This window comes from Pseudomonas sp. NFACC51 (genome assembly GCF_900103575.1).
Classification (GTDB): Bacteria; Pseudomonadota; Gammaproteobacteria; order Pseudomonadales; family Pseudomonadaceae; genus Aquipseudomonas; species Aquipseudomonas fluorescens_Q.
The window spans coordinates 39,043-56,241 of sequence record NZ_FMXH01000012.1 but is presented as its reverse complement, the minus strand read 5'-3'; the positions used below and the strand labels follow the sequence as shown (position 1 = coordinate 56,241).

Sequence of the window (17,199 nt, the reverse complement as noted above, 5' to 3'; positions counted from 1 at the left end):
CGCCGGCTTGCTCGCGATAGCTGTTTCAGCCACGCAGACTGATCACCGGCCAACCCCGCTTGTGGGCCTCCGCCCGAAGATTCGGATCCGGATCCACCGCCACCGGATGCGTCACCACCTCCAGCAGCGCCAGGTCGTTCATCGAATCGCTGTAGAAATAGCTGCCGTCGAGCGAATGCCCGGTCTCTTCCAGCCAACGGTTCAGCCGGGTCACCTTGCCCTCGCGAAAGCACGGGACATCCGTGCTGCGCCCGCTGTAGCGCCCGTCGATCATCTCGCACTCGGTGGCGATCAGGGTTTCGACGCCCAGGCGCTCGGCAATCGGCCCGGTGACAAAGCGGTTGGTGGCGGTGATGATCACCAGCTTGTCGCCAGCGTCACGGTGTTTTTCCAGCAATTCGATGGCCTGGGGCAACACGATCGGCTCGATGCAGTCGCGCATGTAGTCCAGGTGCCATTGGGCCAGCACGTCCATTTCGGTACGACCGAGGATTTCCAGGCAAAAATTCAGGTACTCGGCGTTGTCGAGCTTGCCGGCCAGGTAATCCTGGTAGAACGCGTCGTTGCGTGCCTTGTATGTGACAGCGTCCAGGAAACCGCGCTCGCACAGGTAATCGCCCCACGCGTGGTCGCTGTCGCCGCCCAGCAATGTGTTATCCAAGTCGAATAAAGCCAGCCGCATTGCAGTTACTCGCTGAAAAATCTGAAGAAAGGCGTCCAGAATACGGACTTTTCACAAGAGTGCACATAAGCTAGGCGGGCTCGTTGCTGCTTTCACAACCTTTGTGGAACAATGCGGCGACATGCGTTTGCGAGGTTGTTGCCGTGATCGACCCCGATGGTTTCCGCCCCAATGTGGGGATCATTCTTACGAATGATGCAGGGCAGGTGCTATGGGCTCGCCGTATCAATCAAGACGCCTGGCAGTTTCCTCAGGGCGGGATCAACCCCCAGGAGACGCCGGAAGAGGCCTTGTACCGCGAGTTGAACGAAGAAGTGGGGCTTGAGCGAGAAGATGTCGAAATACTCGCCTGCACCCGCGGCTGGTTGCGCTATCGTTTGCCGCAACGCCTGGTCAGGACGCACAGCCAACCGCTGTGCATCGGCCAGAAGCAGAAATGGTTTCTCCTGCGCCTGATCTCCAACGAGCAGCGGGTGCGGATGGATTTGACCGGTAAACCGGAGTTCGATGGCTGGCGCTGGGTCAGCTATTGGTATCCGTTGGGCCAGGTGGTGACATTCAAGCGCGAAGTGTACCGACGCGCTCTCAAAGAGCTTGCCCCGCGCCTGCTGACGCGCGACTGACGACGGAGTTCGACCCCGAGCCATGCTCAATACGCTGCGCAAGATCGTCCAGGAAGTTAACTCCGCCAAGGATCTCAAGGCGGCGTTGGGGATTATTGTATTGCGTGTCAAAGAGGCCATGGGCAGCCAGGTCTGCTCGGTCTACCTGCTGGATCCCGAGACCAATCGTTTCGTGTTGATGGCCACCGAGGGCTTGAACAAGCGCTCCATCGGCAAAGTCAGCATGGCCCCCAATGAAGGCCTGGTCGGTCTGGTCGGCACACGCGAAGAACCCCTGAACCTCGAAAACGCCGCGGATCACCCGCGCTACCGCTACTTCGCCGAAACCGGCGAAGAACGCTACGCCTCGTTCCTCGGGGCACCGATCATCCACCACCGCCGCGTTGTCGGCGTGTTGGTCATCCAGCAAAAAGAACGCCGCCAGTTCGATGAGGGTGAAGAAGCCTTCCTCGTGACCATGAGCGCGCAACTGGCCGGCGTTATCGCCCACGCCGAGGCCACCGGCTCGATCAGCGGCCTGGGGCGCCAGGGCAAGGGCATCCAGGAAGCCAAGTTCGTCGGCGTGCCGGGTTCACCGGGCGCGGCGGTGGGTACGGCGGTGGTCATGTTGCCACCCGCCGACCTGGACGTGGTGCCGGACAAGGCCATCACCGATATCGACGCCGAGCTGGGCTTGTTCAAGACCGCCATCGAAGGCGTACGCGCCGACATGCGCGCCCTGTCGGCCAAGCTGGCAACGCAGCTGCGCCCTGAAGAGCGCGCGCTGTTCGACGTTTACCTGATGATGCTCGACGATGCCTCCCTGGGCAGCGAAGTGACCACCGTCATCAAGACCGGCCAGTGGGCCCAGGGCGCACTGCGCCAGGTGGTGACCGACCACGTCAACCGCTTCGAACTGATGGACGACGCCTACCTGCGCGAGCGGGCCTCGGACGTCAAGGACCTTGGCCGCCGGTTGCTGGCCTACTTGCAGCAAGAGCGCCAGCAGACCCTGGTCTACCCCGACAACACCATCCTGGTCAGTGAAGAACTCACGCCGGCCATGCTCGGCGAAGTGCCCGAAGGCAAACTGGCGGGACTGGTCTCGGTACTGGGTTCGGGCAACTCCCACGTAGCGATCCTGGCCCGGGCCATGGGCATCCCGACGGTGATGGGCCTGGTGGACCTGCCGTACTCCAAGGTCGACGGCATCCAGATGATCGTCGATGGCTACCACGGCGAGGTCTACACCAACCCCAGCGACGTGCTGCGCAAGCAGTTTGCCGATGTGGTGGAGGAAGAAAAGCAACTGTCCCTGGGACTGGATGCGCTGCGGGACCTGCCGTGCGTGACGCTCGACGGCCACCGCATGCCACTGTGGGTAAACACCGGCCTGCTGGCCGACGTGGCCCGGGCGCAGAAACGTGGCGCCGAGGGCGTGGGCCTGTACCGCACTGAAGTGCCGTTCATGATCAACCAGCGCTTCCCCAGCGAAAAGGAACAGCTGGCGATCTACCGCGAACAACTGGCCGCGTTCCACCCGCAACCGGTGACCATGCGCAGCCTGGACATTGGCGGCGACAAGTCCCTGTCCTACTTCCCGATCAAGGAAGACAACCCGTTCCTCGGCTGGCGCGGGATTCGCGTGACCCTCGACCACCCGGAAATCTTCCTGGTCCAGGCCCGTGCCATGCTCAAGGCCAGCGAAGGCCTGAACAACCTGCGCATCCTGTTGCCGATGATCTCCGGCACCCATGAACTGGAAGAAGCCCTGCACCTGATCCACCGGGCCTGGGGCGAAGTGCGCGACGAAGGCACCGACGTGCCGATGCCGCCGATTGGCGTGATGATCGAGATTCCGGCAGCGGTGTACCAGACCAAGGAATTGGCGCGACAGGTGGACTTCCTGTCGGTGGGCTCCAACGACCTGACCCAGTACCTGCTGGCCGTGGACCGCAACAACCCACGGGTCGCGGATCTGTACGACTACCTTCACCCGGCGGTGCTGCAAGCCTTGCAGAACGTGGTACGTGACGCCCATGCCGAAGGCAAGCCAGTGAGCATCTGCGGCGAAATGGCCGGCGACCCGGCCGCCGCAGTGCTGCTGATGGCGATGGGCTTCGACAGCTTGTCGATGAACGCCACCAACCTGCCGAAAGTGAAGTGGATGCTGCGCCAGATCAACCTCAGCAAGGCCCAGGAATTGCTCGCGGAGGTGATGACCATCGACAACCCGCAAGTGATCCACAGCTCCTTGCAACTGGCGCTGAAGAACCTTGGGTTGGCGCGGATGATCAATCCGGCTTCGAACAAGACGCTCTGACGAGCATTGGAGTGTGTGGCGAGGGAGCTTGCTCCCGCTGGAGTGCGAAGCACTCCCGATTGCGGTGATAGCGATAAGGGCAGTGTCTGCCAACTTGCGACTGCTTCGCAGCCGAGCGGGAGCAAGCTCCCTCGCCACGGGTTATCGCAGGCATTCAAATGTGCAGCTCCACCTCCCCCAAATGCCCCCCGTGGGGCCCGAAACTGCGCTCGACCATCTGCCGCGTCCCATCGGCATGGACAATCAGTGCCGTACTCGCCCGCGTCCCGTAGGCCGGGCTGGCGATGAACACACTCGATAGCAGCATCTCGGTCGCCACTCCCACCCCGGTATCAGGCAGCTCAGCCACCGGAGCAGGCCGCGAGTCGTTCAGCAGCGTAAGCAGTGCCTCGGGCTGCGGATCGTCCAGCACCTCGCCCAGCGCCGCGCGGGCCTTGAGCAGCTTGGGCCATGGCGTGTTCAACCCCGCGTTCGACAAGCCATAGAGCCCCTCGTCCAACCGCTGCGGCTGGGTATCGCGGGCGTTGTGGTGCCACAGCTCGACGCCATCGCCGAGCAACAGGTTGAACCCACCATACTCGCTGGCGCGGGGCACGATTTCGCTCAAATACTCGGTAATCGAAAGATTTCCGGTCAGGAACCGCGCCACCAATTCACCGCGCGACTTGAATGCCGGCGACTGGCCCGGGTCTCGGATGTTGGTCAGCGCCGCAAAGCGCCCTTCGGCGCCAATGCCAAGCCAGGTGCCGCCGGCCTCCAGGTCGCGACCAGCATGCACATGGGGCGCATCAGGCCACTGGGCAAGGGGCAAGGTCGGCCGGGCGTAGAATTCGTCGCGGTTGGCCGCCACGATCAGCGGTTGGGCATGGCCGGGTCGCCAGGCAAATACGATCAGGCACATCAGGTCGTCCTGTTTAAAATACCCATCCATTGAAGATAGAGCCGAACACAGCCTCTGTGGCGAGGGAGCTTGCTCCCGCTGGGCTACGAAGTAGCCCCAAAATCCAGAGGCCAGTTTTTCAGACCAGTCAGCGGGATTTTATTGGGAGGGCTTCGCCCTCCAGCGGGAGCAAGCTCCCTCGCCACAACAGCAGTTCGCCACCCAATATCTCCAGGGCTCTCAGCCCACTCTACCCAGACATGGCCCCCACATCCATCACCTTCAGTGGAGCCAGGGACCCTGGATCCGTTACCATGCCGCTCTTATTTCGGGGATGGGCGGGGAGAGTCTGGTGGAATTTGTGCTCTATCTGCTGCTCGGCGCCTGCGCCGGCGTGTTGGCCGGGTTGTTCGGCGTGGGGGGCGGGATCATCATCGTCCCGGTGCTGGTGTTCAGTTTCACCCTGCAGGGCTTCGACCCGCAGGTGCTGACGCACCTGGCCGTCGGCACCTCGCTGGCATCGATCATCTTCACCTCGGTCAATGCCGTACGCGAGCACCAACGCAAAGGCGCGGTGCGCTGGCCGGTGTTCGCCTGGATGACCGTCGGCATCCTGATCGGTGCCGGATTCGGCGCGATCACCGCCGAAGCGATTTCCGGCCCGCACCTGCAAAAGATCATCGGCGTGTTCGCCCTGATCGTTGCTCTGCAATTGGCCCTGGACTTCAAGCCCAACGCCAGTCGCAGCGTACCGGGCAAGGCCGGACTGACCCTGGCCGGCACGGTGATCGGCTGGGCCTCGGCGATTTTCGGCATCGGCGGCGGTTCGCTGACCGTACCGTTCCTGACCTGGCGCAGCGTGCCGATGCAGCAAGCAGTCGCGACCTCATCGGCCTGCGGACTGCCCATCGCCGTGGTCAGTGCACTAAGTTTCATGATTCTGGGCTGGCACGATCCGCTGCTGCCGGCCCATAGTCTCGGTTTTGTGTATTTGCCGGCGTTGCTGGGCATCGCCCTGACCAGCATGGTCTTCGCCCGCTTCGGTGCGCGACTGGCCCATCGCCTGTCGCCGCGCTTGCTCAAGCGGCTGTTCGCCGCCTTGCTATTCTGCGTGGGCTTGAGTTTTCTGTTCTGACGCAATCCTGGCTTAATCCCGAGGTGGCAGCGTCGCCCGGGTATTTTTGACGTTTACGAGGAATATCAATGCTGCCTTACCCGCAGATCGATCCGGTGGCCCTGGCCATCGGCCCGCTGAAAATCCACTGGTACGGCCTGATGTACCTGATCGGCATCGGCGGCGCCTGGTTGCTGGCGTCGCGTCGGCTCAACCGTTTCGACCCGACCTGGAACAAGGAAAAGCTCTCGGACCTGGTGTTCTGGCTGTCCATGGGCGTGATCGTCGGCGGGCGCCTGGGCTACGTGCTGTTCTACGACCTGAGTGCGTACCTGGCCAACCCGACGCTGATCCTCGAAGTCTGGAAGGGTGGCATGTCGTTCCACGGCGGGTTCATCGGCGTAATGCTGGCGGCGTTGTGGTTCGGCAAGCGCAACAACAAATCGTTTTTCGAGCTGATGGACTTCGTCGCGCCGATGGTGCCGATCGGCCTGGGCGCCGGGCGCATCGGCAACTTCATCAATGCCGAATTGTGGGGCAAGCCGACCGACGTGCCGTGGGCGATGATCTTCCCCCCGTTCAGCGACCCGGCGCAGTTGCCGCGCCACCCGTCGCAGCTTTACCAGTTTGCCCTCGAAGGCGTGGCATTGTTCCTGATCCTCTGGCTGTTCTCGCGCAAGCCGCGGCCAACCATGGCGGTGTCGGGCATGTTCGCGCTGTTCTACGGGATCTTCCGTTTCATCGTTGAATTCGTCCGCGTACCGGACGCCCAGCTCGGCTACCTGGCGTGGAACTGGCTGACCATGGGCCAGGTGCTCTGCCTGCCGATGATCGTCGGCGGCCTGGCACTGATCTGGCTGGCTTATCATCGAGCGCCGGCTGCCGCGGCCAAGGTTTAAAATTCGAACCCCGGGGCGCTGGCCCCGGGTTCAAGGACACAAGGTAACCCATGAAGCAATATCTCGATCTGGTGGCCCATGTCATCAAGAACGGCACCAAGCAGGCCAACCGCACTGGCGTGAACACCATCAGCTTCCCCGGCGCCATGCTGCGCTATGACTTGCAGGACGGTTTCCCGGCCATCACCACCCGTAAAATGGCGTTCAAATCGGCCATTGGCGAGATGTGCGGTTTTCTCCGTGGGGTTAACAACGCCGCCGAGTTCCGTGCCCTGGGCTGCAAGGTCTGGGACCAGAACGCCAACGAAAATGCCCAGTGGCTGGCCAACCCGTTCCGCCAGGGCGAAGACGACCTGGGCGAGATCTACGGCGTGCAATGGCGCAAATGGCCGGCCTACAAACAGATCCCCTTGAGCAACCCGGCGGCCATCGAGCAGACCCTGGCCCAGGGTTACCGGCAGATCGCCGAAGGTGAAGAAAACGGCCAGGCCTACGTGGTGCTGTACAAGGCCATCGACCAGGTTCGCCAGTGCGTCGACACCATCATCAAGGACCCGGGCAGCCGGCGCATCCTGTTCCACGGCTGGAACTGCGCCCAGCTCGATGAAATGGCCCTGCCGCCGTGCCATCTGCTCTACCAGTTCCACCCGAATGTCGAGACCAAGGAAATTTCCCTGACCCTCTACATCCGCTCCAACGACCTGGGCCTGGGCACGCCGTTCAACCTCACCGAAGGCGCCGCACTGCTGAGCCTGATCGGTCGCCTGACCGGCTACACGCCGCGCTGGTTCACCTATTTCATCGGCGATGCCCACGTCTACGAAAACCACTTGGACATGCTCAACGAACAGCTCAAGCGCGAGCCGTTCCCGATGCCGAAACTGGTGATTTCCGAGCGCGTGCCGGCGTTTGCCCAGACTGGTGTGTACCAGCCTGAGTGGCTGGAGTTGGTGGAACCGGGCGACTTCTCCCTCGAAGGCTACCAGCACCACGCGCCGATGACCGCGCCGATGGCGGTCTGAGCCACACCACCTCTCTTGATCGCTCCCACGCTCTGCGTCACAGGGACGCGGAGCGTCCCGGGCTGCATTCGCGCGCGGAGCGTGGGAGCGATCAATGGGCTTTCAATGCCCGTGACTGCGCCCCACATGCGAATGCTCCACCTCCGGCGCCACCGCACCACTGACCTCCAGCCGCTGCAAAATCCCGCATTGATCCAGGTCCGGCCCTTCACCACAGCGATGGCGCAGGTCGATCAGTTGCGTCTGCAAGGCCAGCAGGCCGTCGATGCGGGCCTTGACGTGTTGGATGTGCTCGTCGATCAGCGCGTTGACGCTTTCGCACTGGTCCTGGGGGCTGTCGCGCAGGGCCAGGAGGCTGCGGATTTCTTCCAGGGTCATGTCCAGGGTGCGGCAATTGCGGATGAACGTCAGCCGCTCGGCATGGGCCTGGGTGTAGACGCGGTAATTGCCGTCGCTACGGGCCGGTTCCGGCAGCAAGCCTTCGCGCTCGTAGTAGCGGATGGTTTCGACCTGGCAGTCGGTGATTTTCGCCAGTTCTCCGATCTTCATGATGCGGCCTCCCAAATAGGTGCTTGACCCTATAGTGGCTACAGGGTCTTTACTGCGCAACAGGCACTTTTCACGGACGTCACCCGATGAGCGATTCCCTTCACACCCACAAACCCGACCACGGCCATGACCACGGGCATTCCTGCTGCGCCTCGAAAGCGGCGCCAGCGGTGGTCATCCTCGGCAAAACGCCGACGGACGGTGCGCGGCTGAGCAGTTTCCGCATCGAAGCCATGGACTGCCCCACCGAACAGACGCTGATCCAGAACAAGCTCGGCAAGCTTGAAGGCGTGCAGCGACTGGACTTCAACCTGATCAACCGTGTGCTGGGCGTAACCCACGATTTGCCCAGCGACGCGCCGATCATCAAGGCTATCGAATCCTTAGGGATGCAGGCCGAGCCGATGACTCCGGGCAAAGAGAAAGCCTCCCCTGACTTGCCCGCCCCGGCCAAGCCCTGGTGGCCGCTGGCTCTGTCCGGCGTGACAGCCCTGGGCGCCGAGTTGATCCATTTCACCAACGCCGCGCCAAACTGGGTGGTCGCGCTGGTGGCGTTGGTGTCGATCCTCAGTGGCGGCCTGGGTACCTACAAGAAGGGTTGGATCGCCCTGAAGAACCGCAACTTGAACATCAACGCGCTGATGAGCATCGCCGTGACCGGCGCCGTGCTGATCGGCCAATGGCCGGAAGCGGCGATGGTGATGTTCTTGTTCACCGTGGCCGAGCTGATCGAAGCCAAATCCCTCGACCGCGCGCGCAACGCCATCAGCGGCTTGATGCAGATGGCCCCGCAACAGGCCACCGTGCAACAGGCCGATGGCAGCTGGCAGGTGCAGGACGTAAAAGTCATCGCCCTCGGTGCGCGGATACGGGTTCGCCCGGGCGAAAGGGTTGGCCTGGACGGCGACGTGGTCGCCGGTCGTTCGACCATTGACCAGGCACCGATCACGGGCGAGAGCCTGCCGGTGGAAAAAACCATCGGCGACAAGGTGTTCGCCGGCACCATCAACCAGGCCGGCGAGCTGGAATACACCGTCACCGCGGCGGCCGATCACTCCACCCTGGCGCGGATCATCCACGCCGTGGAACAGGCCCAGGGCTCCCGTGCGCCGACCCAGCGCTTCGTCGACCAGTTCTCGAAAATCTACACCCCAGCGGTGTTTGTCCTGGCCCTGGCTGTAGCCATCATCCCACCGCTGTTCATGGGCGCGGCGTGGTTCGACTGGATCTACCGGGCGCTGGTGCTGCTGGTGGTCGCTTGCCCGTGCGCCCTGGTGATATCCACCCCCGTGACCATCGTCAGCGGCCTCGCTGCCGCTGCGCGCAAAGGCATCCTGGTCAAGGGCGGCGTGTACCTGGAAGGTGGCTACAAGCTCGACTACCTGGCCCTGGACAAGACTGGCACGCTCACCCACGGCAAGCCGGTGCAAACCGACTATGTGGCGCTGGACCCGAGCGTGGAAACCACCGCTCCAGCCCTGGCCGCCAGCCTCGCCGCCCACTCCGACCACCCGGTTTCCCGGGCGATTGCCAACGCGGCTGTGGATAAGCAGCTGGCACAGCAGGTTGTGGATAACTTCGAGGCGCTTGCCGGGCGCGGCGTGCGCGGCGACATCGGCGGGCAGACTTATCACCTGGGCAATCACCGCCTCGTGGAAGATCTCGGCCTGTGCTCCCCCGAACTGGAAGAGAAACTCTTCGCCCTGGAAAAACAAGGCAAGTCCGTCGTGCTGCTGCTCGACGCTACAGGCCCCTTGGCGCTGTTTGCCGTGGCCGACACCGTGAAGGACTCCAGCCGCGAAGCCATCCGGCAACTGCATGACCTGGGCATCAAGACCTTGATGCTCACCGGCGACAACGCCCACACCGCCGACGCGATTGCCGCGCAGGTGGGCATGGACCAGGCTCGGGGCGACCTGTTGCCCGAAGACAAGCTGCAAGCCATTGAAGCGTTGTACGCCCAGGGTCACCGCGTCGGCATGGTCGGCGACGGCATCAACGACGCCCCGGCCCTGGCCCGTTCGGAAATCGGTTTCGCCATGGCGGCGGCCGGCACCGACACGGCCATCGAGACTGCCGACGTCGCGCTGATGGACGATGATCTGCGCAAGATTCCGGCTTTCATTCGTCTGTCGCGGCAGACTTCCAGCATCCTGAAACAGAACATTGCCTTGGCGTTGGTGATCAAGGCGATCTTTCTCGGGTTCACCTTCGCCGGGTTCGCCACCATGTGGATGGCGGTGTTCGCCGACATGGGGGTGAGTTTGCTGGTGGTGTTCAATGGGTTGCGGTTGTTGCGCAAGTAAAAGGCCTGGGTGACTGGGCTGGCCTCATCGCGAGCAAGCTCGCTCCCGCAGGATTTCGCTGAAGATCAAGCCCCGCAGAAACCCGTGGCGAGGGAGCTTGCTCCCGCTTGAGTGCGAAGCGCTCATCGCTTATAGGGCTGCTTCGCAGCCCAGCGGGAGCAAGCTCCCTCGCCACAGAAGTAGTGCAAAGCCAGCTCCCGTCGATCAATCGCGCTTCGGCTCGCGGATCTTGTACCAGGCCACATACAGCGCCGGCAGGAACAGCAGCGTCAGTAGGGTGGCGATGATGATCCCTCCGATCATCGCGTAGGCCATCGGCCCCCAGAACACTTCCCGGGCAATCGGGATCATCCCCAGGCTCGCCGCGGCGGCCGTGAGCAGGATCGGCCGGCGCCGGTGTTCGGTGGCCTCCACCACCGCATCCCAGGGCTCGTAGCCGTCACGTTCGTATTCATCGATCTGGGTCACCAGGATCACCGAGTTACGGATGATGATGCCGATCAACGCGAGGATCCCGAGGATCGCCACAAAGCCCATGGGCGTGCCCGTCGGCACCAGCGCCAGCACCACGCCGATCAATCCGAGGGGCGCGACGCTCGCCACCAGGAACAGCTTCTGCACGCTGTGCAACTGAATCATCAGGAAAGTCGCCATCAAGAACAGCATCAACGGCACGACACTGGCGATCGGCCCTTGGGCCTTGCTGCTCTCTTCCACCGTACCGCCCGTGGCGACCTTGTAGCCCACAGGCAGGCCGGCGGCGAACTTGTCGATGGCCGGTTGCAGTTGCTTGACCAGGTCGGTGGGTTGGATCTCGTCGCGCACGGCAGCCTTGATGGTGATGGTAGGCTTGCGGTCACGACGCCACACCAAGGGCTGTTCCAGTTCATAGCGCACCGTGGCGAACGCCAGCAACGGAATCGAGGTGCCGCCCGGGGTGACGATTTGCAGGTTCTGCAGGGTTTCCGGCGAACCGCGCTCGGCATCTTCAGCGCGACCCACCACATCGATCAGGTAGATATCGTCGTTGACCTGGGTCACCGGCGAGCCACTGACGATACTGTTCATCAGCCTGGCCACATCTTCGGAAGACAAGCCCAACTGCCGCGCCTTGTCCTGGGCGATGTCGATGCGCAGCACCTTGCCCGGTTCGTTCCAGTCGTAAATGATTTCGCCAATATGCGAGTTCTTGTCCAGCTCGGTGGCCAGCTCGATCGCATGCCTGCGCACCTGGTCGATGTCCTTGCCGCTGACCCGGTACTGAATCGGCCGGCCCACTGGCGGGCCCATTTCCAGGGCTTGCACGTAGCTGCCAATCCCGACGAAATCCTCACGCAGACGCTTTTGCAGGCGCTCGGTGAGGGCCGTGCGCGACTCCAGGCCTTTGCTGACAATCACCAGTTGCGCGTAGTACGGGTTCTGCAGTTGCTGATCCAGCGGCAGGTAAAAGCGAATCGCACCTTCGCCGATGTAGGTGCTCCAGCGCTCGATATCCGGGTCGCCCTTGAGGGTCGCTTCCAGGCGATCGACCGCCCGGCGGGTCTCGTCCATCGAGGCGTTTTGCGGCAGGTTGAGGTCCACCAGGATTTCCGGCCGGTCCGAGGACGGGAAGAACTGGTTCTGCACGAAACGCATGCAAAACACCGACAGCACGAACAGCAACACGGTGATGCCGATGGCCCACCAGCGATTGCGCATCGCCCACAACAGGCCACCGTTGAACGCCCGTCCGATCCGCCCCGGCTCGGCGCTGTGGGGTTTTACGTTGGTGCTGAGGATGTGCACGCCGATCACCGGGGCAAATAACACCGCGACGATCCATGACACCAGCATCGCCACCGCGATGACCGCGAACAGGGTGAAGGTGTACTCACCCGCAGAACTGGCGTTCAGGCCGATGGGCACGAAACCGGCCACGGTCACCAGGGTCCCGGTGAGCATCGGGAATGCCGTCGAGGTATAGGCGAACGTCGCGGCCTGGTCCTTGCTGTCGCCTTTTTCCAGGCGCGTGACCATCATTTCCACGGTGATCATCGCGTCGTCCACCAGCAGGCCGAGGGCGATGATCAACGCACCGAGGGAAATCCGCTGCATGGTGATGCCGCTGTATTCCATGAACAGGAAGACCATCGCCAGTACCAGCGGAATCGAGCAGGCCACCACCAGTCCGGCCCTGACGCCGAGGCTGACGAAGCTGACGACCAGGACGATAATCACCGCCTCGAACAAGGCACTGGTGAAGCCGCCGACCGCCTCTTCCACCACTTCGGCCTGGTCCGACACGGTATGCACGCCAACGCCCACCGGCAGGTCAGCGGTCAGCTCGCTCATGCGCGCATGCAGCGCCTTGCCGAAATCCTGGATGTTGCCGCCCTTCTTCATTGCGATGGCGAGGCCGATGGCCGGTGTACCGTTGAAACGGAACATCGGCGTGGCAGGGTCAACGTAACCGCGGCTGATGTCGGCGATGTCGGCCAGCCGATAGAAGCGGTCATTGAGCCGCAGGTTGACGTTGGCCAGGTCTTTTTCGGATTGGAACTGCCCGGACGTGCGCACGGAAATCCGCTCGGGCCCGGCATCGATCACCCCGGCCGGGGTCACGGCGTTCTGGGTTTGCAGGCTTTGCACGACCTCGCGCTGGTCGATCCCCAGCGCGGCAAGTTTGCGCGTGGAGAAGTTCAGGTAGAGCACTTCGTCCTGCTCGCCCACCATCTCGACCTTGCCCAGGCCCGGGACCTCACGGATCTCGGCGCGCACCTGTTCCACGTAGTCGCGCAACTGGCGCATCGACAGGCCGTCGCCAGTGAAGGCGTACACCGAACCGTAGACATCGCCGAACTCGTCGTTGAACCCGGGTCCTTGCAGGCCGTCAGGAAAATCGCCGCGAATGTCGTTGATCTTCTTGCGCACCTGGTACCAGATCTCGGGAATTTCCTTGGCTGCGGTGGTGTCGAGCAGGTACACGAACACCGTCGATTCTCCCGGTCGGGTGTAGCTTTTGACGTAGTCGAGGGAATCAAGCTCTTCGAGCTTCTTCTCGATGCGGTCGGTGACCTGCCTGAGGGTTTCTTCCTGGGTCGCGCCAGGCCAACGGGTCTGGATGACCATGGTCTTGATCGTGAACGATGGGTCTTCTTCGCGCCCCAGGTTCATGTACGAAAACACGCCCATCAACAACGCCACGAACATCAGGTACCAGACGAACGACTGATGCCGCAGGGCCCATTCGGACAGATTGAAAGGCCCTTTCATCGTGCATCCTCGTCGAGTTTCACTTTCTGCCCCGGCTGGAGACTGTTCACCCCGGCGCTGACCACGCGATCGCCGGCCTTGATGCCGTTGGCCACCAGCACCGAACTGGCCGAACGTTCGAGAATCCGCACGTCACGGGGGGAGACGGTCTGGCTGTGGGGGTCGACCAGCCAGATCCGCGCCTTGCCGTCGATCTCTTGCAACGCGCTGAGTGGCAGCTCGATGCGCGGTTCGATCATCGAGCTCAGGGTCACGCTGATGGCCGTGCCCAGGCGAAAACCTGGTGGTGTATCGGCCAATGTCAGGCGCGCGCGGCGGGTACGGGTGGCGCTCTGGGCCTGGGGTTCGATCTCGCGCACGGTGGCGGTGGTGTGGATGCTCGGGTCCATTTGCGCGGTGACTTCGAACACCACGTCCGCGGGCAGCCGGTCGACGAGATCGGCCGGCAGGTCGATCACTGCCTCCTTGATGTCCGGGCGGGCCAGGGTCACCACTTGCTGGCCGGCGGTGACCACCTGCCCGGCTTCGGCATTCCAGGCCGTGACGACAGCGTCGTGGTCGGTGTGCAGTTCGCTGTAGTTGAGCTGATCGCGGGCCTGCTCCACCGAAGCCCGGGCCTGTTCAAGGGACGCGCCGGTAGTTTTCAAGTCGGTCTGGGCGATGTCCAGTTGCGCCTGGGCACCGACGCCACGGTCGAACAATTGCTGCTGGCGGCGGGCATTGGCCTGGGCATTGATGTACTGCGCCTCGATCCGCGCCAGATCGCCCTGGGCGGCGCGCAATTGGTTCTGCTGGTCGGTAGGGTCGAGCGTGGCAAGCAGGTCGCCCTTCTTCACTTCAGCGCCGACGTCGACATTGCGGCTGGCGATCCGTCCTGGCACGCGGAAACCCACGTTGCTCTCGTAGCGGGCCTGGATATTCCCGGCGAACCGCCCAAGCGCCTGCTGGTCGAGAGCCCTGACTTCAATTGACAACACTGGGCGCACCGGTTCGGGTGGCGCTTCTTCCTGGGAGCAGGCGGCCAGCAAGAGGCCGACCGAGACCATCCATAAACCCTTCATGGCTGGACTCCCGACGTGGTTTTTCCAGAGGTGTTTTCAGCGATCTCGACGCGTACGCCGGGGTGTAGCAATTGCCCGCCCGCGATGATGATTTTCTCACCGCCCTTGAGGCCATCGCTGACGATGACTTTGCCGGTCAGGTAGCGGCCGACGGTCACCGTTTGCAACTGCGCCTTGCCCTCGCTGTCCACCAGCCACACGGCCGGCTCACTGAGGTTCTTGGTCAGGGCCGACCAGGGCAGCTCGAAGGCGGTCTTGCCGGCGGCTTTAGCCGTGGCACTGACCACCGAGCCCAGGCGCATGCCTTCGGGCAGATCATCAAGGGTGACCTTGACCTGCACGGTGCCGGTCTGGGCAGACACCGCCGGGGTGATCTCGCGCACCGTGCCGGTGGTCTTGATGGCGGGGTTATCCAGCAGACTGATGGTGATCGCAGGGTCCGATGGCGGTTCGCTCAACAGCGACTCGTAGATGTTGAACACTGCATCGCGTTCGCCATCCCGGGCCAGGCTGAAGATCGGCTCCGTCGCCTGCACCACCTGGCCGACTTCCGCCTGGCGCGCGGTGATGATGCCCGGGGCCTCGGCAATCAGTGCGGTGTAGCTCAGTTGTTCGCGGGCGTTGGCCAGTTGGGCCTGGGCGGCGGTCAGCGCACTCTGGCTGCTGCGCAGTTGAGCCTGGGCGGCGTCGTATTCGCTCTGGCTGGTGTAGCCCTTGGGCAAGAGTTTCTGCTGGCGCACGAAGGCCGCCGCACTCTGCTTGACCCGCGCCTGCTCGGCGGCCACCTGGGCCGCTGCGGAGTCGACGTTGGTCTGCAGGTCCCGAGGATCGAGCCGGGCCAGCACTTGCCGGGCCGAAACCCGGGCGCCGACATCGACCTTGCGCTCGATGATCTTGCCACCCACGCGAAACGACAGATCAGCCTGCACCCGCGCCTGGACATCGCCGGTCAAGGTCACCGAAGCGGCGTATTCGCTGGGCACGGCTTGCTGCACGAAAACCCGCGGCAGGGCTTTTTCCACAGGCTTTTCATCGCCGCATCCGGCCAGCAGCACACAGAGGCCCAAGCCGACTACCAGTTTGATTCGGGGACCAGCCATGCAGACTCCTTTGCGCTGTACGGACGTACCAGTGACGATACGACTGTGAGCTTAGAACAGGGTTCAACGAATACAATGGACGCAACAAATCGGGCAAACTGATCACTTCCCTATGGACCCCCAGCAGCTGGAGTCTGCTCATGCTCAAGACCCTGGCGGTGGCCAATTACCGATCCATCAACAAGCTGGTAATCCCCCTGGGCCGGCTGAACCTGATCACCGGTCCCAACGGCAGCGGCAAGTCCAATCTGTACCGCGCCCTACGCCTGTTGGCAGAGACAGCCCAGGGCGGGGTGGTCAACGCCCTGGCCCGCGAAGGCGGACTGGACTCGACCTTCTGGGCCGGGCCGGAAGAAATCAGCCGGCGCATGCGTAACGGCGAGGTGCCGGTCCAGGCGATTGTGCGCCAGGGCACCAAGCGCCTGCGCCTGGGCTTCGCTGGGGAGGACTTCAGCTATTCGATCGCCCTGGGCTTGCCAGAGCCCAGTCGTTCAGCGTTTTCACTGGACCCTGAAATCAAGCGCGAATGCATCTGGGCCGGCCCGGTGTTTCGGCCGGCCAGCCTGCTGGTGGACCGCAACGGGCCCATGATCCGTGCCCGCGAAGGCCGCTCCTGGGATGTGCTGGCCCAGCACACGCCGACCTTCGACAGCCTGTTCGACCAGGTCGGCAGCCTGCGCACTTCGCCGGAGGTCTTGCAGATGCGCGAGTTCATTCGGCGCTGGCGCTTCTACGATCATTTTCGCAGCGATGCCGACGCCCCGGTGCGCCAACCGCAACTGGGCACCCGCACGCCGGTGCTGCACCACGACGGGCGCGACCTCGCCGCCGCGCTGCAGACGATCCTGGAAATCGGTGACATCGAGGCCTTGCATGCCGCCATCGGCGACGCGTTCCCCGGTGCCCAACTGCACATCGAGAAACTGCAAGGCGGACGTTTCGCTATCGCGTTTCAACAGCATGGCCTGCTGCGCCCGCTGTCCGCTGCCGAACTGTCGGACGGGACCCTGCGCTATCTGCTACTGGTGGCCGCTCTGCTCACACCACGACCACCCTCGCTGATGGTGCTCAACGAACCGGAAACCAGCCTGCACCCCGATCTGTTGCCGGCCTTGGCGCGGCTGATCATCCGGGCTTCAGTCAATTGCCAGGTCTGGGTGGTGTCCCACGCCACGCGCCTGATCGCCGCCCTGGAGCAGGATGAAGACTGCAATTGCATCGTGCTGGAGAAAGACCTTGGACAGACCGGGATTGTCGGGCAACGGGTGTTGGATGAGCCGGCGTGGCATTGGCCGGATTGACTGGCGCCCGATCAACCGAATCGCGAGCAAGCTCGTCCCACAATTAAAACGCGAGCACAAAAAACGCCGACGCTGTATCAGCCGTCGGCGTTTGAAACCGTGACAAGG

Annotated in this window: 13 protein-coding genes; 7 read left to right on the top strand and 6 right to left on the bottom strand. The window is 63.1% G+C overall.

Annotated features, from left to right (window positions below; translation table 11 throughout):
• Window positions 1-25 precede the first annotated feature (25 nt).
• A complete protein-coding gene (locus BLT00_RS21875; RefSeq protein WP_063323447.1) occupies window positions 26-682 on the bottom strand; it encodes a histidinol-phosphatase in 657 nt (218 codons plus the stop codon).
• A gap of 143 nt (window positions 683-825) precedes the next feature.
• Between BLT00_RS21875 and BLT00_RS21870 the strand changes: the two genes are divergently transcribed.
• Both BLT00_RS21870 and ptsP read left to right on the top strand, forming a co-directional pair.
• Window positions 826-1,305 (top strand): RNA pyrophosphohydrolase, encoded by a 480-nt coding sequence (locus BLT00_RS21870; protein WP_003186867.1) that lies wholly within the window; start codon window positions 826-828, stop codon window positions 1,303-1,305.
• 22 nt (window positions 1,306-1,327) lie between these two features.
• The gene (gene ptsP, locus BLT00_RS21865; protein ID WP_063323448.1) at window positions 1,328-3,607 is read left to right on the top strand and encodes a phosphoenolpyruvate--protein phosphotransferase; all 2,280 of its coding nucleotides are present in this window, start codon (window positions 1,328-1,330) and stop codon (window positions 3,605-3,607) included.
• Between the two features lie 154 nt (window positions 3,608-3,761).
• Here ptsP and BLT00_RS21860 read toward each other — a convergent pair whose 3' ends face one another.
• A complete protein-coding gene (locus tag BLT00_RS21860) occupies window positions 3,762-4,508 on the bottom strand; it encodes an NRDE family protein (protein WP_092146599.1) in 747 nt (248 codons plus the stop codon).
• A 331-nt stretch (window positions 4,509-4,839) separates the two neighbouring features.
• Here BLT00_RS21860 and BLT00_RS21855 point away from each other — a divergent pair, with 331 nt between their 5' ends.
• The 3 genes from BLT00_RS21855 (at window position 4,840) to BLT00_RS21845 (ending at window position 7,522) form a co-directional block, all read left to right on the top strand.
• A complete protein-coding gene (locus BLT00_RS21855; RefSeq protein ID WP_057450605.1) occupies window positions 4,840-5,622 on the top strand; it encodes a sulfite exporter TauE/SafE family protein in 783 nt (260 codons plus the stop codon).
• 68 nt (window positions 5,623-5,690) lie between these two features.
• Window positions 5,691-6,500 carry a prolipoprotein diacylglyceryl transferase gene (gene lgt, locus BLT00_RS21850; RefSeq protein WP_092146601.1) on the top strand — a complete coding sequence of 270 codons (810 nt, stop codon included), beginning with the start codon at window positions 5,691-5,693 and terminating at the stop codon, window positions 6,498-6,500.
• Window positions 6,501-6,550: 50 nt separating this feature from the next.
• Window positions 6,551-7,522 carry a thymidylate synthase gene (locus tag BLT00_RS21845; RefSeq protein ID WP_092146603.1) on the top strand — a complete coding sequence of 324 codons (972 nt, stop codon included), beginning with the start codon at window positions 6,551-6,553 and terminating at the stop codon, window positions 7,520-7,522.
• Window positions 7,523-7,624: 102 nt separating this feature from the next.
• Here the strand turns inward: BLT00_RS21845 and cadR are convergent, their stop codons facing one another.
• Complete coding sequence (gene cadR / locus BLT00_RS21840; protein WP_003196623.1) at window positions 7,625-8,071, bottom strand: Cd(II)/Pb(II)-responsive transcriptional regulator; 447 nt, start codon at window positions 8,069-8,071, stop codon at window positions 7,625-7,627.
• An 86-nt stretch (window positions 8,072-8,157) separates the two neighbouring features.
• Here cadR and BLT00_RS21835 point away from each other — a divergent pair, with 86 nt between their 5' ends.
• The gene (locus BLT00_RS21835) at window positions 8,158-10,377 is read left to right on the top strand and encodes a heavy metal translocating P-type ATPase (RefSeq protein ID WP_092146605.1); all 2,220 of its coding nucleotides are present in this window, start codon (window positions 8,158-8,160) and stop codon (window positions 10,375-10,377) included.
• Window positions 10,378-10,581: 204 nt separating this feature from the next.
• Here the strand turns inward: BLT00_RS21835 and BLT00_RS21825 are convergent, their stop codons facing one another.
• The 3 genes from BLT00_RS21825 to BLT00_RS21815 are packed head-to-tail and all read right to left on the bottom strand — an operon-like array spanning window position 10,582 to window position 15,790.
• Complete coding sequence (locus tag BLT00_RS21825) at window positions 10,582-13,629, bottom strand: efflux RND transporter permease subunit (RefSeq protein WP_092146607.1); 3,048 nt, start codon at window positions 13,627-13,629, stop codon at window positions 10,582-10,584.
• Window positions 13,626-14,690, bottom strand: coding sequence for an efflux RND transporter periplasmic adaptor subunit (locus tag BLT00_RS21820; RefSeq protein ID WP_092146609.1), 1,065 nt, complete (start codon window positions 14,688-14,690; stop codon window positions 13,626-13,628). The genes BLT00_RS21825 and BLT00_RS21820 overlap by 4 nt, the downstream gene beginning before the upstream one ends.
• Entirely contained in the window at window positions 14,687-15,790 is a 1,104-nt protein-coding gene (locus BLT00_RS21815; RefSeq protein ID WP_092146611.1) for an efflux RND transporter periplasmic adaptor subunit, read from the bottom strand. Before BLT00_RS21815 ends, BLT00_RS21820 begins: the two co-directional genes overlap by 4 nt.
• A 140-nt stretch (window positions 15,791-15,930) precedes the next feature.
• Between BLT00_RS21815 and BLT00_RS21810 the strand changes: the two genes are divergently transcribed.
• Window positions 15,931-17,091 (top strand): AAA family ATPase, encoded by a 1,161-nt coding sequence (locus tag BLT00_RS21810; protein WP_092146613.1) that lies wholly within the window; start codon window positions 15,931-15,933, stop codon window positions 17,089-17,091.
• Window positions 17,092-17,199: the final 108 nt, after the last annotated feature.